The following is a 23,424-nucleotide window of genomic DNA, read 5'->3' as shown; positions in this document are numbered from 1 at the left end:
ATTTTCTTTATTCGACGAGGTTGGCTTCCATCGCGGCGAGCACCTGCGGCGTCACCCCCAGAACTTCCTCGGCATAGGCCTTGACCGAGCCGTGGCGCGCCTCGATCGCGGCGAAGGCGCGCTCGAGAAACGGTGTTTCCACCCCCATCAGCACGCGGACGGCAGCATCATCCATGCGGATGCCGAACCCTTCCCGCACGTGCCGGGCTCCTGCCTCGATACGAGCCTCGGCATTGCCGGCGCTGTTGGTAAGCAGGTAATCCGCGACGATGTCATCGCGGTGAACGCCCAGAAGAGCGTGAACCAGAGCCGCCGCCACGCCGGTACGATCCTTCCCGGCAAGACAGTGCAGCAAGCTTGGCGACGGCTGCTCCGCCAGGGTTCGCATGTAAAGGCGATAGGTGCCCACGAGAACCGGCCGGTACGGCAGCGTCTCGTAAAGAGCGAGCATGGCGTGCCGCGCATCGTCGGCGGTGCGAACATCGCGGGCCATCTCTTCGTGCGCCGCGCGCCCGGCCGCGCTTGCGGTTTCGCCGGGATGGAACAGCACGCTGCCTTCGAACTCTGGGTGCCTGAGGCAACGGTTGGCAGCGCGCTCGCTGTCGCCGCGCAGGTCGATAACGGTGGCAATCTGCAAGGCGTGGACTTTTTCGAGATCCTCAGTGGTTGCCTCGCTATGCTGGCCCGAGCGCCACAACACGCCCTTGCGCAACTGCCCGTTGCGTGCGCCATAGCCGCCGTAGTCCCGAAAATTGTGGATGCCCGTCATCGCCAGTACCCGGGCGTATTCCTGCTCGCTCATGTCACCGTCCTTGCTGCGCACAGCAATGGCAGCTTCGTCCCAGCGTGCAAGCCTGTCCGCCTGACGTTTCACGTGGTATCCGCACCACCGGACCGGCAGAACGAAAGCTGTTTATTGCCGAACGGCCAGCGGCTCCAGCGCGCGGGCGACGACCACCGCGGCAGGTGTCGGCTTGGGCACAAGAGTCCCGCCCAGCCGCCGGACAGCCTCGTCCATGCGATCGAGATCGCCGGTGTGCAGCACATAAGGGACGCCCATCGCTGCAAGCGTCCGCGCCACCTGTTCACAGGTCTGCCCCTGGCCGAGCGAAACGTCGAGAATGGCTGCGGAAATCGCATTGTTCTGCACAATCGACAGCGCTTCCATGAGATCAAGCGCAGTCAACGGCTTGCACCCGGCATCTTCGACCGCAAATTCCAGGTCGAGCAGGATCAATGGTTCATCGTCGAGCACGAGCACCCGGCACGGCTCGGACGAAGCATGATGCATCCCGGTCATTCTGCGGCATCCCTCAAGGGAATGCTGAGACGGGCATGTAGCCCCTCGCGCTTCAACTCTCTCACGATTCCTCCCCTCGCCATGCCGAGCATGCGATCCACGATGCCGTCTGCCGCGCCCGAGTTCGCCGCCGCTTCCAGCAGCGCGCCAGTTCCGCGCCCATGTTCTACCCAATCAATCCGTATCGCCGGGCTCTCTGCCGACCCATTGCGCTGCCAGCCAACCGTAACGCGCCCGTCATCCCGACTGAGCGCGCCATGCCGGATGGCGTTCACCGCGAGTTCGTGCAGGGACAATCCGAGCACCGAGACCGACGCAAAATCCGATCGAAGCCCATTGCCCTCGAACAGGATGCGCGTTCCATCCGGATCATAAGGCGCAAGAACGGCACGAATGGCCTGGCCCACCTCGACCGTTCCCCGGTGTGAATCGTCGAGTGTGGTCTCATAGGCCCGGCCCAGCGCCTGTATGCGATCGTTGATTTCCCGCGCCTCGACCTCGATGCCGCGCGCCCTGCCGGTGAAGTTCACGATGCCGCCGATCACGGCGAACATGTTCTTCATGCGATGGGACAGTTCGCGCGCCAGTTCGCGTGCGTGCAATTCGTCGGCACGCGCCGCGCGCACGTCCGATACGTTCCATTGGCTACCGAAGAAATAAATCAGTTTGCCTTCGGCGTCATAGACCGGCCCAAGATGGAGAGCGTTCCAGAACGAACTGCCGTCCTTGCGATAGTTGAGCAGTTCGACCACCGTCACATCCTCGCGCTGGAGCGCGGTGCGGATCCTCCCCAGCGAAGAGCGGTCGCTTTCGGGGCCCTGCAGGAAACGGCAATTGCGACCGACGATCTCGTCTTCTTCATATCCGGTAAGATGTCGGAACGCCCGGTTTGCAAAGACGATGGGCATATCTGTCTGATGAGGGTCGCACAGGCAGATCGCCATGCGCGTCTGCGCCATGGCCTGCTCGAACAGCACGCCGGATGCCCCGGCGAACGTGTCTTCGGGGTGTTGCGCCCGAAAGCGCGCTACGGACGGATCGAACACGGTATGGGCCTGATCGATCGGACCAGACCCAGGAATGTCATCTGAAGAGTTACGGTTCATATCAGTGGCTACCTGCCACCGAAAATGCAGTTCCTACTGCTTGGTTCCGGAAAAAAGTAATAAATTCATGGGTGTCATTTCCGTTCCAGCGGAATGACGGCGAGTGTCAGACGGGATATACAGACCAGCTTGTCCAATTCGTCGACGATGCGGATGGACCAGACGTGGGTGCTGCGCCCCAATGCCTCCGGCCGCGCGGTCGCATAGACCCAGCCGTCGCGCACCGGTCGCAAGTGGTTGGCATTGATTTCCATGCCCACGCAAGCGAACCGGTCAGGGTCCACCACCATTGCTCCGGCCATCGAGCCGATCGTTTCTGCCAGCGCAACCGATGCGCCCCCATGCAACCGTCCGAAAGGCTGATGCGTGCGGTGGTCGACCGGCATGCGCGCCGATATCCAGTCGTCGCCGCAGTCATGAAACTCGATGCCGAGATGGGCCGGCATCGAGGAGCTGCCCAATTTCGTCAGCCGCTCGATCGAGGGCCTTTCGCCATTCCACCAGATCAAGCTGCAAATCCCTCAGCCAGGAACCGCACGGCGCACCCTGCCAGAACCGCAGTGCCGAGCGGCAGCACGCTTTCGTCCACCATCATCCTGGTGGAGTGGATCGAACAGCAAGAGCGCCAGTCTGCGCCTTCGTGGGCCACGCCCAGGAAGAACATCGCTCCGGGCACTTTCTCGAGCACATAGGAGAAGTCTTCCGCCCCCATGATCGGGGCGTCCAACCGGTGGAAGCCACTCTCGCCCGTAAGATCGCGAACAACCTTCTCCCCGAGGTCGACAGCACGTCCATCAGACACAGTGACAGGGAACCCCGGTGTGATCGTCACTTCGGCCGTCATGCCGTGGGCCGCGGCAATGTTCGTCGCCACCAGCCGCAGCGCTTCATGCAGGCGCGCACGATTGCCCGCAGAGAGCGTGCGCAACGTGCCGCGCATGGCGACCCGATCGGCGATCACGTTGTGGGCCGTTCCCGCCTCAATCTTCGCCACGGTGGCCACGACAGGATCGCTCACCGGGAATTTTCGGGTCACGACAGTTTGGAGCGCGGTGACGATCTCGCAGGCCACCGGCACCGGGTCGAGCGCATCGTGCGGCATCGAGGCGTGGCCACCGCGCCCCTGCACCACGATGTCGAACTGGTCCGCCGATGCGAGCAGCGGCCCTGCCCGGCCGGCAACCAGGCCATGCGGACTGTTGGGCATGATGTGCAGTGCGAAGGCGGCGTCGGGGAGCGGATCGATCAGTCCGTCGTCGAGCATGAATCGCGCGCCGTGAAAGCCCTCCTCGCCGGGCTGGAACATGAACTGCACTTCGCCGGCCAGCTGGTCGGCCCGCGCGCAGAGCAGCTCCGCCGCGCCTGCCAGCATGGCGGTGTGCGTATCATGGCCACAGGCATGCATGGCGCCGGGAATGGTCGAGGAGAAATCGAGCCCGGTCTCTTCGGTCATCGGCAGCGCATCCATGTCGCCGCGCAGCAGCACGCGGCGCCCCGGCCCCGCTCCGCCCTTTAGCGTGGCGACCAGGCCGGTTGTCGACGGCCCTTCGCGCCAGGTCAGCGGCAGGTGGGCCAAAGCCGCCCGCACCTTGTCGCGCGTCTTCGGAGTATGCAGGCCGAGTTCGGGTTCGGCATGGATCGCGCGTCGCAGCGTGACGATCGCATCGGAATAGCCGCGCGCCTGTTCGAGCAGTTCGTGGTGGAGCATCTGGGCCTCTATGGCTGGAATCTGACCAAGCTGACACGTCGCCGCGCCTGTGTCGAGCCTTCCGCTTTGGACTTGCACCAGCGGGCAGGACGCGTTAATCGGTCGATTAAATAGCCCAATGACGGAGAGAGTCCCGATGCCCGAAGCCTATATCATCGATGCCGTTCGCACTCCGCGCGGGGTCGGCAAGCCCGGCAAGGGCGCGCTGTCGCACCTGCACCCGCAGCATCTTGCCGCCACGGTGCTCAAGGCGCTCAAGGAGCGCAACAACCTTGATACCGCGACGGTCGACGACATCATCTGGTCGACCTCGTCGCAGGTCGGCAAGCAGGGCGGCGACCTCGGCCGCATGGCGGCGCTGGCCGCGGGGTACGACATCAAGGCATCGGGCACGACGCTTGACCGCTTCTGCGGGGGTGGCATCACCTCGGTGAACCTTGCCTGCGCCTCGGTCATGTCGGGCATGGAAGACTGCGTCATCGCCGGTGGCACCGAGATGATGAGCTTCACCGCCGCGCATGGCGCGGAACAGGCCAATGCCGGGATCAAGCCGCTGGGCATGGGCTCGGGCAACATGGCGCTTGATGCGATCCACCCGCAGTCGCACCAGGGCGTGTGCGGCGATGCCATCGCCAGCATCGAAGGCATCAGCCGCGAAGCGCTCGACGCGCTTGCCCTCGTCAGCCAGCAGCGCGCCGACAAGGCAATCAAGGAAGGCCGCTTCAACAAGTCGGTCGTGCCGGTCCTGAACGAGGACGGTTCAGTTGCGCTTGACCGCGAGGAATTCCCCCGTCCTGAAACCACTGCCGAAGGCCTCGCCGCGCTGAAGCCGAGCTTTGCCGGTCTTGCCGACTTCGATCTCGGCGGCACGAGCTTCCGCAAGCAGATCAACCGCCGCTACCCGGACGTGGAAATCCAGCACTTCCACCATGCCGGCAATTCCTCGGGCGTGGTCGACGGCGCAGCGGCGCTGCTGATCGTCTCGCCCGCCTATGCCGAGAAGCATGGCCTCAAGCCGCGCGCCCGCATCGTCGCTTATGCCAACCAAGGCGACGACCCGACGCTGATGCTCAACGCGCCGGTGCCTGCGGCGAAGAAAGTGCTCGCCAAGGCGGGGCTGAGCAAGGACGACATCGACGTCTGGGAAATCAACGAAGCCTTTGCCGTTGTTGCCGAAAAGTTCATCCGTGACCTCGAACTCGATCGCGAGAAGGTGAACATCAACGGCGGCGCGATGGCGCTTGGCCATCCGATCGGCGCGACCGGTTCGATCCTGATCGGCACCGCGCTCGACGAACTCGAGCGGTCGGGCGGACGCTACGGCCTCGTGACGATGTGTGCTGCGGGCGGCATGGCGCCAGCGATCATTATCGAGCGCATTTAACCAAAGTAAATACTCGAGACAATTAGTGGCCCGGCGATCGAATGCCGGGCCATTGTTTTTCAAGAAGTTGCAAATGTTACGTTGCAATACGTCGCCAGCGCTGGCATTTGTCGAGCTAATATGCCCGCATTTCCGCGAACTCTTGTCAGACCCCTGCGTGGTAAGCTGTCCGGCTACGCCGTAGCGATTGGCCTTGCGATAATCGCCACGATACTCAGGCAGGCAGCCGACAATCTTCTACCTCCCGGCTTCCCATTCCTGACGTTCTTTCCCGCCGTGATCGTCACCGCATTTGTTGCCGGACGCGGCCCCGGCGCGCTCTGTGGCGTGCTTAGTCTGTTGTCTTCATGGTATTTTTTCATTCCGCCAGCGAATACTTTTGTGCTCTCTGCTCCAGTGGCGACCGCGCTGCTATTCTTCGCAGCAGTGGTGATTGTGGATGTCCTTCTGATCGACGGGCTGCAGCAGCGGCAGGAGAAACTGGTCGAAAGCCAGCGCCAGCTTGCCGCCATGGCCGACCAGCAAACCCTGCTTTTTCAGGAACTTCAGCACCGCGTCGCCAACAATCTTGCCTCGGTTTCGGCCATGCTGCGCATCAAGCGGCGCCAGATAGAACGCGCGCCGGAGAGCGCCTTGGCACTGCTTGAGAGCGCCGATCAACGGATCGAGCTGATGGGCCGTGTGCACCGCCAGCTCTACGACCCGGCCGCGCGCGAGCTGGCCCTGCCCGAGCAGATCGAAAATGTGGTCGCGCAGGCGCAGGACGTTGCCGGTGCCAGCCATGTCACGGTGATCGTCAGCGCCGTCGATGCACGCCTTGCGATTGACCGGATGATGACGCTGATGCTGCTCATAACCGAGGTGCTCAACAACTCGATAAAGCACGCTTTTCCAGAGGGTTCAGCCGGTGAAGTGCGGCTGACGCTGGATCGCGTCGCGGCGGGGCGTCTGCGCCTGACGATTGCCGATAACGGCAAAGGCCTGACACCTGAGGCTGCCGGAACCCCACGTCACAACGGCCTCGGCACCGCGATCACCAAGGGCTTTGCAACCCAGTTGGGCGGTACGATTTCCGTCGACGGCAGCAAGGGCGTGACCACCGTGGTGGAGTTCCCGGAGGGCTGAGGAGAGCATTTCCAACTCTACCCCAACTCCCCCATAACTCTACCCCAACTCTCCCTCCATTCGTGCAGGCAAAGCCCCAACTCGGCGAGGCTTTGCCCATGGACCTTCAGGGTGCCGCAGCGATCGGCCCCGCCTCGTTGGCGACGACCTTGAGCACTTCGGTCCAAGCCGCGACATTTTGCGCCAATTCGGCGGGAACGACCTTGTCCAGAGTGTCGTCCGGGGTGTGATGGAGATCGAAGTAGTGGGTGCCGTCCTGGTTGAGATCGACGACGGCGAGCTTCTGCCTTTCGATCACCGGTTCGACGTCGGTCCCGCCATCGGCCTTGCCGCTTCCGCGAACGATGCCCATCGGTGACAGTGCGGCAGCGATGCGATCGGTCAGCGCCTTGTCGGCCATGTTGAACTGGACGCGCCAGACGCGGGCGGCGCCGAAGTCGCTTTCCATGGCAAGGGCGTGGGGTTCGGTGTGCTTTTCGGCGTAGGCCTTGCCCCCGAAGCCGCCGAGTTCTTCCGAGCCGGCCCAGAGGACGCGGATCGTGCGCAGGGGCTTGCCGCCTTCCTGCGCCTTCAACGCCGCGGCGGTGATGATGGCGCAGCCAGCGGCATCGTCGATCGCGCCGGTGCCGAGGTCCCAGCTATCGAGGTGGCAGCCGAGCAGGATCGGCGGGAGCGAGGGATCGCGGCCGGGAAGTTCGCCGATGACGTTGCCCGAGGGCAGATTGTCGGTGGTCTTGCCGGTAAGCGTCAAAGACAGGCGGATCGGCTTGCCGCTGCGGGCGATGCGGGCGATCAGATCGGCATCGGGGTTCGAAACCGCGCCGGCCGGGATCGGTTTTACTCCGTCGGGAAACGTGGTGCCGCCGGTGTGCGGGTTGCGGTGGTTGTCGGTGCCGATCGAGCGGATCACGACGCCCAGCGCGCCCTTGCCCGAGGCGATGGCGGGACCGGCGCGGCGGACCTGACCGTAAGGACCGTAACCGCTGCCGTCCTGGTTGCGCTTCATGGCGTGGTCGATGAAGGCGATCTTGCCGTTGAGTGAGCCTGCTGGCGCGGCCTTGAGGGCATCGAGCGTGGGGAAATAGACGACTTCGCCTTCGATGCCCTTTTCAGTCGTGGTGCCGCTGTAGCCCAGCGCCGTGACCGCGAGCCTGAACGGGATGGGCGCAAGGAGGCTGGCTTCGTCACGCCCGCGCACATAGCCACGGATCCTGAACGGTTCGACGGTGACCTTGCTGAAGCCCAGCGCCTTCAGTCGCGCTTCGGCCCAGACGCGGGCGCGGGCTTCCGCTTCGGAACCGGGCATGCGCGGGCCGACTTCGCTGGTGAGCCCGGCGAGCAGGTCCCAGGCGACATCGCCTTTCGTATCCTGGGCGTAAGCGGTTGAAGCGAATAGGGTGGCGGTGAGCGCGAGGGCGCGAGCTTGGTTTCTCATGCAACCGTGCTATCGCCCGGCCCACCGCCTGCCAAGCCCTGCCCGCCGCCCTTGTCGCACAAGCCCCGCTTGCCCGACCCTTCGCGCTCGGATAGAGGGCGCGCAACAGTTTTTGCCTTCTACCCAAGGACCCGAGATGGCTGCCCAATACGCCTACGTCATGAAGGACATGACGAAGACCTTCCCCGGCGCGCAGAAGCCGGTGCTGAGCAATATCAACCTGCAGTTCTACCAGGGCGCCAAGATCGGCATCGTCGGTCCGAACGGTGCCGGTAAATCGACGCTTATCAAGATCATGGCCGGGATCGACAAGGATTTCACCGGCGAAGCCTGGCCGGGCGAGAACATCACCGTCGGCTATCTTGAGCAGGAACCGCAGCTCGACGAGAGCAAGACCGTGCTCGAGAACGTCAAGGACGGCGCGCGCGAGATCGCCGACATGGTCGAGCGCTTCAACGCGATCGGCATGGAAATGGCCGAGGAAGATGCCGATTTCGACGCGCTGGGCGCGGAGATGGCCGAGTTGCAGGACAAGATCGACGCGGTCGATGGCTGGACGCTCGACAACCAGCTCGAAATCGCGATGGAAGCGCTGCGCTGTCCGCCGGGCGACTGGTCGGTGGCGAGCCTTTCGGGCGGTGAAAAGCGCCGTATCGCGCTGACCCGCCTGCTGATCCAGAAGCCTTCGATCCTGCTGCTGGACGAACCGACCAACCACCTTGACGCTGAATCCGTCGAATGGCTGGAAAACCACCTCAAGGATTATGCCGGCGCGGTGCTGATGATCACCCACGACCGCTACTTCCTTGACAACGTGGTGGGCTGGATCCTCGAACTCGACCGCGGGAAGTACTTCCCCTACGAGGGCAACTACTCGACCTACCTCGAAACCAAGGCCAAGCGCATGGCCCAGGAAGAGCGTGAGGAAAGCGGCAAGCAGAAGGCGCTGCAGCGGGAACTCGAGTGGATCCGCCAGACCCCGGCCGCGCGCCAGACCAAGTCCAAGGCGCGTATCCGCAAGTTCGAGGAACTGCAGAACGCGCAGGACAACCGTCCGGTCGGCAAGGCCCAGATCGTCATCCAAGTGCCAGAGCGCCTTGGCGGCAAGGTGATCGAGGTGAAGAACATCTCGAAGGCCTATGGCGACAAGCTGCTGTTCGAGGACCTCTCGTTCATGCTGCCACCCGGTGGCATCGTCGGCGTGATCGGGCCGAACGGCGCGGGCAAGTCAACGCTGTTCAAGATCCTGACCGGCAAGGAAACCCCGGACAGCGGGACCGTGGAAATCGGTTCGACCGTCCATCTCGGCTATGTCGACCAGAGCCGCGACGACCTGAACCCAGCGAACAACGTGTGGCAGGAAATCTCGGACGGCCTCGATTACATGAAGGTCAACGGGCAGGACATGTCGACGCGTGCCTATGTCGGCGCGTTCAACTTCAAGGGCCCCGACCAGCAGAAGAACGTCGGCAAGCTTTCGGGCGGTGAGCGCAACCGCGTGCACATGGCCAAGATGCTCAAGGCCGGCGGCAACGTGCTGCTGCTGGACGAGCCGACCAACGACCTTGACGTCGAAACGCTGGCGGCACTGGAAGACGCGATCGAGAATTTCGCCGGTTGCGCCGTGGTCATCTCGCACGACCGCTTCTTCCTTGACCGTCTGGCGACGCACATCCTTGCGTTTGAAGGCAACAGCCACGTCGAATGGTTCGAAGGCAACTTCGCGGCCTATGAAGAGGACAAGCGCCGCCGTCTGGGCGATGCGGCGGATCGTCCGACTGCGCTGGCGTACAAGAAGCTGACGCGCTGACGCGCTTTGGCAAGAAGCTGACGCGCTGACGCGCTTTGGCAAGAAGCGTACGCGCTGATTTTTTCGCACATTGGTGATTGAGACACCCCGTCGGCCCATGCGGCTGGCGGGGTGTTTTCTGTTTCATGCAGAGGCGCGGAGAAAAAAGGGAGGCGCAGAGAGGTCCTGATTGCGGCGAAGCCGCACTTACAATCTCACGTGGCAGTTTGCGGAAACGTTGAACCTTCGGAGCGGCTTCGCCGCCTGCGCTGATCCTCCGCGTCTCCCTTGCTTCTCCGCGCCTCTGCGTGAACTATCCTGCTTTCGGATCAGCCCTTGCGGCGGAAGCGGAAGACGAGGGTTTCAGTCTTGCCGCCTTCGCTGACCTTGACCGAGGCTGTCATCGTGTCGGCGCCGGTGCGTTCGTAGACGAGGCCGGAGAAATCCAGCCGGTCGCCCTCGCGGTCGGTCAGGGGGAAGGACACGACCTTGTCCTTTTCTTCCCAGCCGGTGAGATCGGCGTTGAAGTGCTTGAGGCGGTAAGCGAGCGAGCCGCCCTCTTCGACGATGGTGATGAGTTCGTAGAACATCACCGTGCCGTCCTTGTTCAGCTGGCGGAAGTGGCCCACCATCTGGCCGCCTGCCGCCGGGGCATAGGCTTCGAGCGCGGGTGCGCCCTCGATACCCTCGCCTTCCCAGGAGCCTTGCAGCCAGGCAAGGTCGGCCAGTGTGGCGGGCGGTGCGGCCATGGCGCCGGTGATCGTAAGGATGGCGGCGGCGAATGTGACGAGCGGTCTGATCATGGCTGTCCCCTCTTTGATCGCAGGTTACATCACGGCGCGAGCCAAGTCGCCTCCCACGGCGAGGCTGCATCTGCGCGGGTGAAGCGGGCGCGGGTGCCACCTTCGTGGGTGAGTTGCAGCCAGTCGAGGCAGCGCACCTCGACCAGCAGGACGGCGAAGTTGGCGCGGCCTGGCAAGGTTTCCTCGATGCTCGGCGAGCGGTGGCGGAGGTGTTCGGGAATGGTCGAAGCTGCAGTTTCAAGCACGGCGCTGGGGCCAGCTTCGGCGAGGTAGCAGCGGCGGCTGGAGGCCGTGGCGCGCTCCCACGCGGCATCGGCGGTGGCGCCGTGATGTTCAATGCGCCCTTCCCCGCGCATACGGAGCTGGATGCGGGTTTCAGGATCGTAGGCAAGGACGCTGACCGGGGCACCAGTTGCAATGAGGGCGCACTTGGGACTGCGCAGGTCGGTGTGGAAACGCAGGGTCAGGTCCGGTGTGGCCTCGCGCAGGACCATGATCCTGAGATCGCCGTCAGAGGTGCCGACGACCGGCGTATGCAACGCGCTGCGGCGCTGCTTCACCGCCTTGGCGAGGCGATCGGTGGCATCGGCAAGAACGCTATCGAGCGTCAACTCCATTCATCTTTCCCCATGCGAACCTGAACAAAAGGCTACCAAGCCGGTTCAGATATCGGACAGCGCGAATCGTTTATTACCATCGTATTAAAGCTGCGAAGGGTGTCGCGGCTCTTCATATCGGGAAAGGGTCGGTCACGATGTCCGGCAAGTCAATCTTCAGAAGCAGTGCACTTTACGCACTGGCTGTGGCCATGACCGCAACAGCAATTCCCTCGACGGCGTTTGCCCAGCAGCCGCAGCGCGAAGAGCGTGGCGGCGGTTGGCAGCGCGGTGGCGAAAGCCGTGGCGGCGGCGAGAACCGTGGTGGTGGCAACTGGCGCGGTGGCGGCGATTTCCGCAACCAGCAGGTCCAGCGGCCGCAGACTCCACAAGTGCAGCGGCCGAGCGCACCGCAGGTCCAGCGTCCGGCCTGGGGCGGAAGCAATCCGCAAGCCCAGGCACGGCCGGAGCAGGCACGGCCAGACCAGTCACGTCCGGCATGGCGTGGGCGGACCGAGGGTTCGCAGCGGGACTGGGGCCGCTCACAGGGCCGCGACTGGCAATCGGGCACCGTGAGCCGTCCGGCACCGGCACAAAACGCCGGCCGGCCCGCCGTGCCCGAGCGCGGCTGGGACGGCAGGCAGTGGAACGGAACCAACCCCGGCAACCAGAACGCCGGGCGGGATTGGAACCGCAACGGTCGTGACTGGAACCGGGATCGGGACGGGCGCAACTGGAGCCGCGATCGCGATGGCCGGACCTGGAACCGCGACGGTCGTGACTGGAACCGCGACAACTGGCGGCGCGACGATCGCCGCGGCGACAACTGGCGCAACAGCTATCGCGGGGACTATCGCCGCTGGAGCAACGACTGGCGGCGGGACAACCGTTATAACTGGAACCACTACCGCAGCGTGAACCGCGGGATCTATCGGATGCCACGGTACTACTCGCCCTATCGCGGGTACAATTACAGCCGCCTGTCGATCGGCATTTTCCTGAACTCTGGCTTCTATGGCCAGAACTACTGGATCAACGATCCCTGGGCCTACCGCCTGCCGCCTGCATACGGTCCGTATCGCTGGGTGCGCTATTGGGACGATGTGCTGCTGGTCGACGTCTATTCCGGTGAAGTGGTGGACGTGATCCACGATTTCTTCTGGTAAGGCGTCCAACCCATCGGGCCCCTGCACCACGCGGTGCGGGGGCCTTTTTCTTGGCCGGTCAGGCCTGTGTGTGCTCTGCCAGTGTGCGCAGCACGTTGAGCATCATTTCCCGACCCTGCCCGGTCAGCCGCACGTAGCGGCGGCGCGCGTCGGTCGTATCGGGTTCGCGGAAGATCAGTCCTTCATCCTCGAGACGGGCGATCCAGCGCAGGATCGTGGTCGACGGGATGCCTGCATCGAGGCACACGCTCGACACCTGGATATCGGTGCGCCGGCAATCGGCGATGAACAGGTCGAGGAGGATGTCCCAGCCGGGTTCTGCGAACAGGCCGGGCCGTCCGCTCGCCTCGTCGCGCTTGCGCCGCAGGTTGTACAGCGCTTTGGCGAGCCGAAGGGTTTCGGCGTTGGGATCTACGTAAGCGTCCAAGCAATGCTCCATGCGAGCGACAAGAAATCACGAGAAGCATGCTGGCACCCGAAGCCGACAAATGGCATTGCGGCTGTGCAGATCCCGACCCTTGAAGGTCTGACAGCATTCATGATCTATTGGTGACCCGAGATGACCTCATAAGGAAGTTTGGTTAACGCAAAGGACTGCAGAAAGCTTCGCCAAATCCATAGTATTAGTCCGGTTCGGATCAATTGAACTGGGTGGCGGTGACGAGCCGATTCGAACATGAGATCGCGCAACATGGGATTGTTTTCAAAGAAGAGTCAGTCATATGCAGAGACCTCGGCACTGCGTTCGATCGGGGAGACAGTCCGCAAGCGTCTCGCAAACGACTCTGGCGCCTATCGTATCCCGGTGGATGGGCTCGAGATCTTTGGCGTGGCCGATTTCCTTTCAGCCGCCGAGTGCGAAAGGCTGATCGCCATGGTCGACAAGGTGGCGCGCCCTTCCCCCACCTACAAAGGCACGGACGCGACCGGCCGAACCAGCTATACCGGGGACGTGGATCCCTTTGACCCTTTCATCCTGATGCTGCAGCGTCGCATCGACGACCTGACCGGCATCGATCCGGCGTTCGGCGAGACGATCCAGGGGCAGCGCTATGAACCGGGACAGGAGTTCCGTGGCCATTATGACCACTTTCTGCCTTCGCAGCATTTCTGGGATACGGAACAGAAACGCGGCGGCCAGCGTAGTTGGACGGCCATGGCGTATCTCAACGCCGTGGAGGAAGGCGGGACGACCGACTTCACCCGCGTCAACCTTTCCATCCCGCCGCAACCGGGTGCGCTGTTGCTCTGGAACAACATGAAGCCCGATGGCACACCAAATCCCGATGCCCTGCACGCCGGAACCCCGGTCGTGCGCGGCAAGAAGTATGTCCTGACGAAGTGGTACAGGTCGCGCCCATGGCATTGAAACGGGGGGCCTGGCACGGCCTGATCGCACTGGCTTTGCTGCAGCCGGGCGCGAGCCATGCTGCAGCTGAGACAGCAGCCCCTTCCGTTGTGGCGGCGCAGATCGACAATGGCCCGCAGGCGCAAAGCGGTCTTTCCGAAAACGCCCAGCTGGAGCGGATCTTTGCCGATGAAATGCGGCAAGGTTTCGCGCTCGACCCGGTTGGCGCCCTGCAGCAAGGCCAGCGCGTTTCGGTCGAGGCTTTCCTCCAGCTGTTCTCGCCCGAACTTGCTAAGGCGCGGCGCGAGGCAAATGCGCAAGTGCTGGCACGGCTGCGGCAGATCAACCCCGGCAAACTGGACGAGCCGCACCGCCTTTCGCGCGAAGTGCTGATCGATGCAAAAAGCGCCGACGCCGCACTGCTGCAACCCGACCTTCTGGCGTTGACCGAGGTCCGCCCGTTCAATCACTTCGGCGGTTTCCACGTTTCCTACCCCGAACTGTCATCGCCGGGCAGCGGTATCGCCCTGGAGACCACAAGCGATTACGAGTTGCTGATCGCACGGCACCGCGTGCTCGGGCGCGTCTTCGATCAGGCTACTGCGCGTTTCCGCGAGGGAATGGCAAGCGGCGTGACTGAACCTCGGCTGACGGTGGACAACATGATCGCGCAGATCGATGCGCTGCTGGCCCAGCCGGTCGAGCGATCGCCCTTCACCAGTCCAGCGCGGAGCTTTCCGAGCAGCTTTTCGAACGCGGAAAAGCTGCGACTGCGCAAGGATCTGTACGCCGTCACCCGGCGCGACATCTATCCGGCCTACCGCAAGCTCCGCCGGTTTCTGGCAGACGATTACCGCTCTGCAGCGCGTGAGCAGGTGGGCCTTTCGGCCTTGCGCGGAGGCGGCCCGCTCTACCGCGAGCTGATCCGGGCCTATACCACGCTCGATCTTGATCCCGAGACCGTACACGCCATGGGCCTGGGCGAAGTGTCGCGGATCCAGACCGAGATGGAGCAGGTCAAGACGGAGCTGGGCTATACCGGGCCCTTGCGTGGGTTTTTCGACGATCTGCGGACCAATCCGCGCTATCACCCCAAGACCGAGCAACAGCTCGCGGATGGATTTCGCGCCGTCGGCCGCAAGGTTGACGCGCTGGCGCCGCACTACTTCCTGCATCTGCCCCGCACGCCTCTGCAGATCCAGCCCTACCCTGCCTATCGCGCAAAGTTCGAAGCCGGCGGCAGCTATGCGCAAGGGACGCCCGATGGCGTGCAGCCCGGAACGTTCTTCTTCAACACATACGACCTCAAGAGCCGCTACCTGACGGGCGTGACCACGCTTTACCTGCACGAGGGCGCGCCGGGCCATCATTTCCAGATCAGCCTTGCGCAGGAGAACACGGTCCTGCCGGATTTCCAGCGCTTTGGCGGCAACAACGCCTACATCGAAGGCTGGGCGCTCTACGCCGAGACGCTGGGGTTCGAGATGGGCCTCTACAAGGACCCGATGCAGCATTGGGGCACGCTGGACGACGAGATGCTGCGTGCGATGCGGCTGGTGGTGGATACCGGGCTGCACGCGAAAGGGTGGACCCGCGATCAGGCGGTGGATTACATGCTGACCAATTCGGGCATGGGCCGCAGCGACGCCGAGGCGGAAGTGGACCGCTACATAGCAATTCCGGGGCAAGCGCTATCGTACAAGATCGGAGCGCTTACGATCCAGCGGCTGCGCAAGGAGGCCGAAAACGCGCTAGGCCGCAAATTCGACATTCGCGCATTCCACGATCAGGTGCTGGGATCGGGAGCGCTGCCAATGAAGGTGCTGGAAGGCAAGGTGCGCGGGTGGATCGCTCGCACCCGCGCTGCCCGTTAGGGTCAGGACCCTAGATCAATCGCCCAGCGCTTCGGCGATCAGCTTGCGGGTATTGCCGACACCATAGAGTGCGATGAAGCTGCCCATGCGAGGGCCCGCGCTGGAGCCGAGCAGGGTTTCATAGAGGCACTTGAACCAGTCGCGGAGTTGCTCGAAGCCGTAGTGCGGGTCCTTGCCGATCTCGTAGACGATGTTCTGCAGTTCCTCTGCGGTGGCATCGTCCGACGTGCCGGCGAGTTCCTCGTCGAGCGCGGCGAGCGCCCTGGCCTCGTTCTCCTCGGGCTTGCGGCGTTGCAGCGTAGGGGCGATGAAATCGCGGTTGTAGGCCAGTGCGCGGGTGACGAGGCCATCGAGCGCGGGGTGCGCTGCGGGGTCTGCATTCTCGACATAGTTGCCGAGATAGGACCAGACCTGATCGCGCGTTGCCTGCGCGCCAAGCACGCCGACGAGGTTGAGCAGCAGGCCATAAGTGACGGGGAGCTTGTCGCCCTCACCCTGCGCCGGACCATTGGTGCGCAGCAGGTGCCACACCGGGTTGCCCAGCTGCTGTTCGATCGGCTGGGTCGGGATCTTCTCGCGGAACTGCCAGTATTCGTCGACCGCGCGGGGGATAATGCCAACGTGGAGGGACTTGGCGCTCTTGGGTTCGCGGAAGAGGTAGAAGCCGAGGCTTTCCTCGCTGCCATATTCGAGCCACTGCTCGATGGTCAGGCCGTTACCCTTGGACTTGGAGATCTTCTCGCCCTTCTCATCAAGGAAGAGTTCGTAGATCAGGCCTTCGGGGCGCTGGCCGCCGAGCACGCGCGCGATCTTGCCGGACTGCGTGACGCTGTCGGTAAGGTCCTTGCCGCACATCTCGTAATCGACGCCCAGTGCGACCCAGCGCATGGCCCAATCGACCTTCCACTGCAGCTTGGACCAGCCGCCGAGGACTGTGTGTTCGATGGTCTCGCCGTTGCTGTCGGTGAAGCGAACGATGCCGGCTTCGGCGTCGACCACCTCGACCGGCACTTGCAGCACTTCGCCGGTGGTCGGCGAAACCGGCAGGACCGGCGAGTAGGTCTTGCGGCGTTCCTCGCGCAAGGTGGGGAGCATGATGTCCATGATCGCCTGCCAGTTGCGCAGCACGCCCTTCAATGCTTCGTCGAAGGCGCCGGAATTGTAGCGATCGGAGGCCGAGACGAACTCGTAATCGAAGCCGAAGCGATCGAGAAAATCGCGCAGCATGGCGTTGTTGTGATGGGCGAAGCTTTCGAACTTCTCGAACGGATCGGGGATGCGGCTGAGCGGATGGCCGAGGTGGGCATCGAGTAGCGCCTTGTTCGGCACGTTGTCAGGCACCTTGCGCAAGCCGTCCATGTCGTCGGAGAAGGCGACGAGGCGCGTGGGATGGCCCTGCCCTGATTCATTGGCGGTCAGCACTTCATAGGCGCGGCGGACCAGCGTGGTGCGCAGCACTTCCTGGAAGGTGCCGATGTGCGGCAGGCCCGAGGGGCCATAGCCGGTTTCGAACAGGACGGGCACGAGCGCTCCGCTCGCATCGCGTTTGCCGCCGGGGAACCGCTTGATGAGCTTGCGGGCTTCCTCGAAGGGCCAAGCCTTGGAGGTCTGGGCGGCGGTGCTGATTGCGTCTGTCATGGTGCCCGCCCTTTTGCGCGTGGGGGCGGCGCGCGCAAGTGAAAAGGCGGCGAATAACCGGACGACGAAAGGGCGGGACCGCGCATCCGCGATCCCGCCCTTCCGTGGAGGCTTCTGAGGGAGGCTTACTTCAGAAGCGAGAGCACGTTCTGCTGGGCCTGGTTGGCCTGGGCAATCATGGCCGTCGATGCCTGCGAAAGGATCTGGGCCTTGGCCATCGCGGTGGTTTCCGCCGAATAATCGGTATCAAGAATGCGCGAGCGGGCATCCGAGAGGTTGGTGATGTTGTCGTTGAGGTTGTTGATCACCGATTCAAGACGGTTCTGACCGGCACCGAGCAGCGAACGGGCGCCGGAGATCGAGTCCAGTTCCGTGTCCAGCGTGCCGAGCAGGGTGTTGGCCGCGGTGGCCGTCGACACGTCGTAGGAGCCGGCAGCACCACCCGAGGCAGCGAGCGTGGTGAGGTCGGCGATCTCGAGGATGACCTGGTCCGAAGCATCGGACCCAGCCTGGATCGTGATCGAGGTGACGCTGCCATCAAACAGCTGCACGCCGTTGAAATTGGTGTTGGTGATGATCTGATCGACCTGCGCGGTCAGCTGATCGACTTCGCTCTGCATGTAGACGCGGTCAGTGGCGTCCTGATAGGTGCCCGAGGCCGACTGGACGGCCAGTTCGCGGATGCGCTGCAGCATCGCGGTGACCTCGTTGAGCGCACCGTCTGCGGTCTGGGCAAGGCTGATGCCGTCGTTCGAGTTGCGGACACCCTGGCCCATGCCCTTGATCTGCGAGGTCATGGTCGTGCTGATGGCGAGGCCTGCGGCATCGTCCTTGGCTCCGTTGATGCGCTTGCCGGTCGACAGACGCTCCATCGCGGTGCCAAGCATCTTGTTGGCCGAGTTCGAGGCATTGGTCGCGCGTACCGCGCTGATATTCGTGTTGATGACTGCCATTTCCCATTCTCCACTATGGGCCGGAGCATCTGATTGGACACGCCGGTATTGGTTGCTGTGGAGAAGGACGGCGGGCGGACGCGGGTTTTAAGGGGCGTGGCAAATCACGGTGAAAGGTTTGCTTTCGGTGCCAAGCAGGCTTGCCCGGTGTTCCATTCCTGTTCTAACGCACAATGGTGACGGAGCGCCCTGCCCTCAATCTGCCAGCGATTCATGCAAGCCATGGCGGGTGCTGGCTGCGCGACGGCTTTGCCACGCGCGGCCTTGGCAAGGGCGAGGCCATCGTGGCGGCGGCCGATACGCCGCTGCTGATGCTCAACGCCCCGCTGGTGGCGAGCAGGCTGGGCTATCCGGACCTGTCTGGGCTCGACCTGCTGGAGCTGTTCGCCTTCGTCCACCCCGCCCGTTTCATGGTGCCGACGCCAAAGGGCCTCGCCCATGCGCTGGGGCTGGACGAGCCGACGGGTGACGACAAGGTGCCGCAGCTGTTGCAGGAGGCGGCAGAGGCCTTGCTGGCCACATGCGAGAGTGCGGACTGGGCCGAGCGCGAAGGCGCGTGGACGGCGCTGCAATCGCTGGTGCGGATGCGCTGGCCTTGGGCGACCTTGTTGACCCCGCGCATCAGAAAGCCGGAAAGGGCGGAGCGGTGGCTGTTCGCCAAGCTGCCGGAGTGGGAGGAAGCGGCGGAGCGTCCGCAGCCGGCGCAAGTGGTGCTGGGCGAGAGGGCGGTGGTAGCTCGGCTGGCCGAGCTGACCGGCGCCGGGGCCGAGGCGCGACCGACGCAGCAGGACTATGCGCGCGAAGCCTCGCGGATGTTCGCGCCGCGGCAGGGTCAGGGTCAGCCGCATGTCGTGCTGGCGCAGGCGGGGACTGGCACGGGCAAGACCTTCGGCTATCTCGCGCCGTCCTCGCTGTGGGCGGAGCAATCGGGCGGGACGGTGTGGGTTTCGACCTATACCAAGGCGCTGCAGCGGCAACTGCGGCGCGAGAGCCGGCGGGCGTTCCCTGCGACGCGCAACGGCAAGCCGCCGGTGGTGGTGCGCAAGGGGCGCGAGAATTACCTGTGCCTGCTCAACCTGGAAGACGCGCTGCAGGGCGGGTTTGCCGGGCGGGCGGCGATCCTGGCGCAACTGGTGGCGCGCTGGGCGGCCTATTCGCAGGACGGCGACATGATCGGCGGGGACTTGCCCGGCTGGCTCGGCACGCTGTTCCGCAAGCGCGGCATCGCGGCGCTGACAGACCAGCGCGGCGAATGCGTCTATGCCGGGTGCCCGCATTACCGGAAGTGCTTTATCGAGCGCGCGGCCCGGGCCTCTGCGGATGCGGAGCTGGTGATTGCCAACCATGCGCTGGTGATGGTCAACGCAGCGCGCGGCCGCGATGCGGCGCAGCGGCCGACGCGGATCGTGTTCGACGAAGGGCATCACGTGTTCGAGGCGGCGGATTCGACCTTCTCGGCAGCGCTGACCGGGGCGGAGACGATCGAGCTTCGGCGCTGGGTGATCGGGCCGGAGGGCAAGTCTCGCGGCAGGCGGCGCGGGCTTTCGGCGCGGCTGGCGGACGTTGCCAGCTACGACGAGGAAGGCGAACGCGCGATTGCCCAGGCGCGCGAGGCGGCGGAAGCCCTGCCCTCGGAAGGCTGGCTGTCGCGGGTGGTGGAAGGCACGCCATCGGGGCCGCTGGAGGACCTGCTGAGCGCAGCGCGCGCGCTGGCCTATGCGCGCAACGAGAGCGGCGGGCAGGAAGCGGGCTATGGTCTGGAGACCGAGATCGCGCAGCTGGATGGCGGGTTCATTGAGGTGGCGGGGCGCGCGCAGGAGGCACTGGAGGCCTTGCGCAAGCCGCTGGTGCGGCTGGGCTTGCGGCTCGAGGCGATTGTCGAGGATGGGCCGGACTGGCTCGACGGCCCGGCGCGCGCCCGGATCGAAGGCGCGCGCAGTGCGATTGGCTGGCGCAGCGATCTGATTGCGGGATGGATTGCGCTGCTGGCGCGGCTCGGCGGCCCCGGCGATCCTGATTTCGTTGACTGGATCGCGGTCGAGCGTTCGGACGGGCGCGAGTGGGACGTGGGACTGCACCGGCATTACCTCGATCCGATGAAGCCCTTTGCCAATGCGGTGCTGGCGCCCTCGCACGGGGTGATGATGACTTCGGCGACGCTGCGCGATGGCGACGACTGGTCGAGCGCGGTGGAACGCAGCGGGGCGCCGCACCTGGACATCGCGCCGCGGCTGTTCAGTGCGGAAAGCCCGTTCGACTATGCCGCACAGGCTGAAGTGTTGATCGTGACCGATGTGCCCAAGGGCGACATTCCGGCGCTGGCCGCGGCCTATGGGCGGCTGATCGAAGCGTCGGGCGGCGGGGCGCTGGGGCTGTTCACCGCGATCCGGCGATTGCGCGCGGTCTATGGGCGCATTGCCGACCGGCTGGCGCGCGGTGGCTTGCCGCTGTTCGCGCAGCATGTCGATCCGATCGACACCGGCACGCTGGTCGACATCTTCCGCGACGATCCGCGCGCCTCGCTGCTCGGCACTGACGCCTTGCGCGACGGGGTGGACGTGCCCGGGGATTCGCTGCGGCTGGTGGTGATGGAACAGGTGCCCTGGCCCAAGCCTTCGATCCTGCACCGCGCGCGCAGGCTGGCCGGCGGTGGCTCGGCCTATGACGACAGGATTATCCGGGCGCGGCTGGCGCAGGCGTTCGGGCGGCTGATCCGCTCGGCCGGCGACAAGGGGCACTTCGTGGTGCTGTCCTCGGCCTTTCCCTCAAGGCTGCTTTCGGCCTTTCCGGCAGGCACGCCGATCCGGCGCGTGACGCTCGATGTGGCTTTACAAAGCGTCGGTGCCAGTGTTTCTGGGCGGGAGAGTGCTCAGACACCGCGCGAGGGGATTTCGTGAAGACACTGGCCCTGTTTCGCCACGCCAAATCGGACTGGAGCGATGCGCGCGCGCGGGATTTCGACCGCCCCTTGAACGAGCGCGGCAAGCGCGGCGCGCGGGCGATGGGCGAATATATCCGCGATACCGGCCGCACCTTCGACCGCATGATCGCCAGCCCTGCCGTGCGCGCGGCCGAAACGGTGGAGGAATGCAGCAAGGCGTGGAAGTGCACGTTCAAGATCGAATGGGACCGGCGCATCTACCTTGCCAGTTCGGCCACGCTGATCGACCTGCTGAAGGAACTGTCCGGCGATCCCAAGAGCGTACTGATGATCGGGCACAATCCGGGGCTGGAAGACCTGATCTTCGACCTGGTGCCCGATGACGGCTCCAGCCCGTTGCGCGAAGTGGTGGAAGAGAAGTTCCCGACCGCGACCTTTGCGGTGATGGAACTTGATGTCGACGACTGGGCTGACGTGACCGAGGGCTGCGCGCGATTGGTGGAGATCAAGCGGCCGCGGGATCTGGACCCGACGTTGGGTCCGGTGTTGGTGGATTGAGTTTGGTGAGTGGGCAACCAGTCGATGTCTGACAACGTTGCTAGTCGACAAATTTTCGCCAAAGAGAACTCCGCCACTCAAACGCTAGTTGAGGCCACTGCACAGCAATAAGACTGCGCCTTTTTGTGGAAGCGCGCCATCCAAACAGCTATCGTTAGCGGATGTCAGAGACATACTTATCTACGAACAGGACTATGGCGGAAGACGGGGACTTTTACGTTGAAGCCAACTGCTGCCTCCTGTGCGGTGTGCCAGAGGATGTGGCGCCCGAGATATTCCAGACAGGTAAAGATTACTGCTTTGTGATCCGGCAGCCCTGCTCGCCAAAAGAGGTCGATAGGACGATACGCGCGATGTGGGCTAGCGAAGTGGATTGTGTTCGATATCGTGGTCGTGATCCTTTGATGCTTGAAAGGCTGGCAAGAGCCGGAATGAAAGATCAGGCCGACTACGGCGAGTCACTGAACACACCTTTGCTTGCGCGCGATACCGTGAGTTTCGAAATGCCGGAAGTTCGGAGCCATATGACGCCCGTGTGGTTTGCCCATGAGTTCCGAGCAGATCTGAGAGGAAAAGGCAAAATCGTCTTGCCCGCCTTGTTCGGTAAGCACTCAGTCTGGGTGTCTTGGTTTAAGAACCGCTTTCATCGCGTCCATTTTGCCGATGCGGGTCAGGGACGTTTCGTCGCAAGCCTAGGGCCTACTTCGGCGGTCCAAGGGCTGGGATGGCTGCTGGACGATTGGCTTATCGCGAAAGGTGCCAAGGATATTTTTTGGGAGAAAACTGGCGATCCAACCTCAAAGAGCAGGACTCCGATTTGAATCCCCCATTGCTGCTCGCGATGGTCTGCCTCTCGATCAATAACGGCCATTCCGAAGAGGCCAAGCATCCACTTCAGGCAGCAGTTCAAACGCTAACGGTATAAGCGGGCAGCCTACTCTTCCAATGCCGCAGCCAGCCGGTCGCGGATGGATTGCAGGTAGCTCAGGAGTGGGGCGGCGGATTGTTCATCCGACGAATGTGGCGCAGGCTCTGCCGACGGAGCCGCAACAATAGAAGCCCCCTTCTTCCCCCGCAGCGCTTGCCTTGCGCCCTTGATCGTGAAGCCTTCCTTGTGGAGGAGGCGGTGGATTTCGGTGATGAGGGCGACGTCTTCGGGACGGTAATAGCGGCGGCCGCCCGCTCGGGTGAGCGGGCGGAGCGTGGGAAACTGTTCTTCCCAGTAGCGCAAAACGTGCTGGCGGATACCGAGCGCCTTGGCGACTTCGCCAATCGTGCGGAAAGCTGCCGGGTCTTTACCGTCGTCCGGATCAGGTCCGGCATCGGGAAGTTCGGGGACGCTCATCCGCTGGCGATCAGCCCTGGCCGATGCGGTCCTTCAGCATCTGGCTGGCGCGGAAGCTGAGGACGCGGCGCGGCGTGATCGGCACTTCAATGCCGGTCTTGGGATTGCGGCCGATCCGCTCCGCCTTGTCGCGCAGCAGGAAGGTGCCGAAGCCCGAAATCTTCACGTTTTCACCCTCAGCCAGTGCATTGCACATGTGCTGCAGGATGGATTCAACCATTTCGAGCGAATCCGCGCGCGACAGCCCAACGCGACGGTTGATGCTTTCGGCCAGATCGGCCCGGGTCAGTGTACCTACAGAACGCATCCTTTATTCCCCCCAGAAGTCAGAAGACGCCAAGGGGAATGACAATAACGCTGATTCTGCGGAACGCAATGCAATCCATTGCTTGCTAACGATAAGACTGCGCCAGCG

The 23,424-nt window shown here is 63.8% G+C and carries 22 protein-coding genes; 9 read left to right on the top strand and 13 right to left on the bottom strand.

Annotation, left to right across the window (positions count from 1 at the left end; genetic code table 11):
* Window positions 1-7: 7 nt before the first annotated feature.
* The 5 genes from HGI46_RS03590 to HGI46_RS03570 form a co-directional block, all read right to left on the bottom strand.
* Entirely contained in the window at window positions 8-874 is an 867-nt protein-coding gene (locus tag HGI46_RS03590) for a tyrosine-protein phosphatase (protein WP_346766666.1), read from the bottom strand.
* Window positions 875-913: 39 nt separating this feature from the next.
* Entirely contained in the window at window positions 914-1,300 is a 387-nt protein-coding gene (locus HGI46_RS03585; RefSeq protein WP_168903156.1) for a response regulator, read from the bottom strand.
* The gene (locus HGI46_RS03580) at window positions 1,297-2,406 is read right to left on the bottom strand and encodes a PAS domain-containing protein (protein WP_168903155.1); all 1,110 of its coding nucleotides are present in this window, start codon (window positions 2,404-2,406) and stop codon (window positions 1,297-1,299) included. The genes HGI46_RS03585 and HGI46_RS03580 overlap by 4 nt, the downstream gene beginning before the upstream one ends.
* Window positions 2,407-2,480: 74 nt before the next feature.
* Window positions 2,481-2,915: a hotdog fold thioesterase gene (locus HGI46_RS03575; RefSeq protein WP_118074109.1), complete on the bottom strand. Its 435-nt coding sequence runs from the start codon at window positions 2,913-2,915 to the stop codon at window positions 2,481-2,483.
* A complete protein-coding gene (locus HGI46_RS03570; RefSeq protein ID WP_168903154.1) occupies window positions 2,912-4,114 on the bottom strand; it encodes a M20 family metallopeptidase in 1,203 nt (400 codons plus the stop codon). Before HGI46_RS03570 ends, HGI46_RS03575 begins: the two co-directional genes overlap by 4 nt.
* Before the next feature lie 136 nt (window positions 4,115-4,250).
* On the opposite strand from HGI46_RS03570, the gene HGI46_RS03565 reads away from it, so the two are divergent.
* Together HGI46_RS03565 and HGI46_RS03560 are read left to right on the top strand one after the other, a co-directional pair.
* On the top strand, window positions 4,251-5,498 hold the full coding sequence (locus tag HGI46_RS03565) for an acetyl-CoA C-acetyltransferase (RefSeq protein WP_118074111.1): 1,248 nt from the start codon (window positions 4,251-4,253) through the stop codon (window positions 5,496-5,498).
* Between the two features lie 81 nt (window positions 5,499-5,579).
* On the top strand, window positions 5,580-6,623 hold the full coding sequence (locus tag HGI46_RS03560) for a DUF4118 domain-containing protein (protein WP_168903153.1): 1,044 nt from the start codon (window positions 5,580-5,582) through the stop codon (window positions 6,621-6,623).
* Between the two features lie 106 nt (window positions 6,624-6,729).
* On the opposite strand, the gene HGI46_RS03555 is transcribed toward HGI46_RS03560, so the two are convergent.
* The gene (locus HGI46_RS03555) at window positions 6,730-8,058 is read right to left on the bottom strand and encodes a M28 family peptidase (protein WP_168903152.1); all 1,329 of its coding nucleotides are present in this window, start codon (window positions 8,056-8,058) and stop codon (window positions 6,730-6,732) included.
* Between the two features lie 136 nt (window positions 8,059-8,194).
* Between HGI46_RS03555 and ettA the strand changes: the two genes are divergently transcribed.
* Window positions 8,195-9,868, top strand: a complete 1,674-nt coding sequence (ettA, locus tag HGI46_RS03550) for an energy-dependent translational throttle protein EttA (RefSeq protein WP_118074114.1) — start codon at window positions 8,195-8,197, stop codon at window positions 9,866-9,868.
* 308 nt (window positions 9,869-10,176) lie between these two features.
* Here ettA and HGI46_RS03545 read toward each other — a convergent pair whose 3' ends face one another.
* Window positions 10,177-10,650: a DUF6265 family protein gene (locus HGI46_RS03545; protein ID WP_168903151.1), complete on the bottom strand. Its 474-nt coding sequence runs from the start codon at window positions 10,648-10,650 to the stop codon at window positions 10,177-10,179.
* Between the two features lie 29 nt (window positions 10,651-10,679).
* On the bottom strand, window positions 10,680-11,267 hold the full coding sequence (locus HGI46_RS03540; protein WP_168903150.1) for a flavin-binding protein: 588 nt from the start codon (window positions 11,265-11,267) through the stop codon (window positions 10,680-10,682).
* Between the two features lie 191 nt (window positions 11,268-11,458).
* Here HGI46_RS03540 and HGI46_RS03535 point away from each other — a divergent pair, with 191 nt between their 5' ends.
* On the top strand, window positions 11,459-12,412 hold the full coding sequence (locus HGI46_RS03535; RefSeq protein WP_168903149.1) for an RcnB family protein: 954 nt from the start codon (window positions 11,459-11,461) through the stop codon (window positions 12,410-12,412).
* A 58-nt stretch (window positions 12,413-12,470) separates the two neighbouring features.
* On the opposite strand, the gene HGI46_RS03530 is transcribed toward HGI46_RS03535, so the two are convergent.
* Window positions 12,471-12,839 carry a MarR family transcriptional regulator gene (locus HGI46_RS03530; protein WP_168903148.1) on the bottom strand — a complete coding sequence of 123 codons (369 nt, stop codon included), beginning with the start codon at window positions 12,837-12,839 and terminating at the stop codon, window positions 12,471-12,473.
* A 249-nt stretch (window positions 12,840-13,088) separates the two neighbouring features.
* On the opposite strand from HGI46_RS03530, the gene HGI46_RS03525 reads away from it, so the two are divergent.
* Together HGI46_RS03525 and HGI46_RS03520 are read left to right on the top strand one after the other, a co-directional pair.
* Entirely contained in the window at window positions 13,089-13,781 is a 693-nt protein-coding gene (locus tag HGI46_RS03525; protein WP_240946571.1) for a 2OG-Fe(II) oxygenase, read from the top strand.
* Window positions 13,772-15,634: a DUF885 domain-containing protein gene (locus tag HGI46_RS03520; protein WP_168903147.1), complete on the top strand. Its 1,863-nt coding sequence runs from the start codon at window positions 13,772-13,774 to the stop codon at window positions 15,632-15,634. Before HGI46_RS03525 ends, HGI46_RS03520 begins: the two co-directional genes overlap by 10 nt.
* A gap of 15 nt (window positions 15,635-15,649) precedes the next feature.
* Here the strand turns inward: HGI46_RS03520 and HGI46_RS03515 are convergent, their stop codons facing one another.
* Window positions 15,650-17,272: a lysine--tRNA ligase gene (locus HGI46_RS03515; RefSeq protein ID WP_118074120.1), complete on the bottom strand. Its 1,623-nt coding sequence runs from the start codon at window positions 17,270-17,272 to the stop codon at window positions 15,650-15,652.
* A 125-nt stretch (window positions 17,273-17,397) separates the two neighbouring features.
* Window positions 17,398-18,225 carry a flagellin gene (locus HGI46_RS03510; protein ID WP_168903146.1) on the bottom strand — a complete coding sequence of 276 codons (828 nt, stop codon included), beginning with the start codon at window positions 18,223-18,225 and terminating at the stop codon, window positions 17,398-17,400.
* Window positions 18,226-18,398: 173 nt separating this feature from the next.
* Between HGI46_RS03510 and HGI46_RS03505 the strand changes: the two genes are divergently transcribed.
* The 3 genes from HGI46_RS03505 to HGI46_RS03495 all read left to right on the top strand — a co-directional run bounded on the left by HGI46_RS03505 (window position 18,399) and on the right by HGI46_RS03495 (window position 22,485).
* The gene (locus HGI46_RS03505) at window positions 18,399-21,122 is read left to right on the top strand and encodes an ATP-dependent DNA helicase (RefSeq protein WP_168903145.1); all 2,724 of its coding nucleotides are present in this window, start codon (window positions 18,399-18,401) and stop codon (window positions 21,120-21,122) included.
* The gene (locus HGI46_RS03500) at window positions 21,119-21,664 is read left to right on the top strand and encodes a histidine phosphatase family protein (protein WP_118074123.1); all 546 of its coding nucleotides are present in this window, start codon (window positions 21,119-21,121) and stop codon (window positions 21,662-21,664) included. The genes HGI46_RS03505 and HGI46_RS03500 overlap by 4 nt, the downstream gene beginning before the upstream one ends.
* 161 nt (window positions 21,665-21,825) lie before the next feature.
* A complete protein-coding gene (locus HGI46_RS03495) occupies window positions 21,826-22,485 on the top strand; it encodes a ferredoxin (RefSeq protein WP_206065530.1) in 660 nt (219 codons plus the stop codon).
* Window positions 22,486-22,598: 113 nt separating this feature from the next.
* Here HGI46_RS03495 and HGI46_RS03490 read toward each other — a convergent pair whose 3' ends face one another.
* Entirely contained in the window at window positions 22,599-23,009 is a 411-nt protein-coding gene (locus HGI46_RS03490) for a MerR family transcriptional regulator (protein ID WP_168903144.1), read from the bottom strand.
* A gap of 10 nt (window positions 23,010-23,019) precedes the next feature.
* Window positions 23,020-23,316 (bottom strand): integration host factor subunit alpha, encoded by a 297-nt coding sequence (locus HGI46_RS03485; RefSeq protein WP_174544584.1) that lies wholly within the window; start codon window positions 23,314-23,316, stop codon window positions 23,020-23,022.
* Between the last annotated feature and the right edge of the window lie 108 nt (window positions 23,317-23,424).

It is taken from the genome of Novosphingobium sp. ERW19, from assembly GCF_012641315.1.
GTDB lineage: Bacteria > Pseudomonadota > Alphaproteobacteria > Sphingomonadales > Sphingomonadaceae > Novosphingobium.
The sequence above is the reverse complement of the archived record's forward strand: the minus strand, read 5'-3'. Positions and strand labels throughout refer to the sequence as shown.

Coding starts and splice junctions, on each gene's coding strand:
- HGI46_RS03585 (WP_168903156.1), bottom strand. CDS start 1,300: ATGACCGGGATGCATCATGCTTCGTCCGAGCCGTGCCGGGTGCTCGTG.
- HGI46_RS03580 (WP_168903155.1), bottom strand. CDS start 2,406: ATGAACCGTAACTCTTCAGATGACATTCCTGGGTCTGGTCCGATCGAT.
- HGI46_RS03570 (WP_168903154.1), bottom strand. CDS start 4,114: ATGCTCCACCACGAACTGCTCGAACAGGCGCGCGGCTATTCCGATGCG.
- HGI46_RS03565 (WP_118074111.1), top strand. CDS start 4,251: ATGCCCGAAGCCTATATCATCGATGCCGTTCGCACTCCGCGCGGGGTC.
- HGI46_RS03555 (WP_168903152.1), bottom strand. CDS start 8,058: ATGAGAAACCAAGCTCGCGCCCTCGCGCTCACCGCCACCCTATTCGCT.
- ettA (WP_118074114.1), top strand. CDS start 8,195: ATGGCTGCCCAATACGCCTACGTCATGAAGGACATGACGAAGACCTTC.
- HGI46_RS03545 (WP_168903151.1), bottom strand. CDS start 10,650: ATGATCAGACCGCTCGTCACATTCGCCGCCGCCATCCTTACGATCACC.
- HGI46_RS03540 (WP_168903150.1), bottom strand. CDS start 11,267: ATGGAGTTGACGCTCGATAGCGTTCTTGCCGATGCCACCGATCGCCTC.
- HGI46_RS03535 (WP_168903149.1), top strand. CDS start 11,459: ATGACCGCAACAGCAATTCCCTCGACGGCGTTTGCCCAGCAGCCGCAG.
- HGI46_RS03525 (WP_240946571.1), top strand. CDS start 13,089: ATGAGATCGCGCAACATGGGATTGTTTTCAAAGAAGAGTCAGTCATAT.
- HGI46_RS03520 (WP_168903147.1), top strand. CDS start 13,772: ATGGCATTGAAACGGGGGGCCTGGCACGGCCTGATCGCACTGGCTTTG.
- HGI46_RS03515 (WP_118074120.1), bottom strand. CDS start 17,272: ATGACAGACGCAATCAGCACCGCCGCCCAGACCTCCAAGGCTTGGCCC.
- HGI46_RS03510 (WP_168903146.1), bottom strand. CDS start 18,225: ATGGCAGTCATCAACACGAATATCAGCGCGGTACGCGCGACCAATGCC.
- HGI46_RS03505 (WP_168903145.1), top strand. CDS start 18,399: ATGGTGACGGAGCGCCCTGCCCTCAATCTGCCAGCGATTCATGCAAGC.
- HGI46_RS03495 (WP_206065530.1), top strand. CDS start 21,826: ATGTCAGAGACATACTTATCTACGAACAGGACTATGGCGGAAGACGGG.
- HGI46_RS03490 (WP_168903144.1), bottom strand. CDS start 23,009: ATGAGCGTCCCCGAACTTCCCGATGCCGGACCTGATCCGGACGACGGT.
- HGI46_RS03485 (WP_174544584.1), bottom strand. CDS start 23,316: ATGCGTTCTGTAGGTACACTGACCCGGGCCGATCTGGCCGAAAGCATC.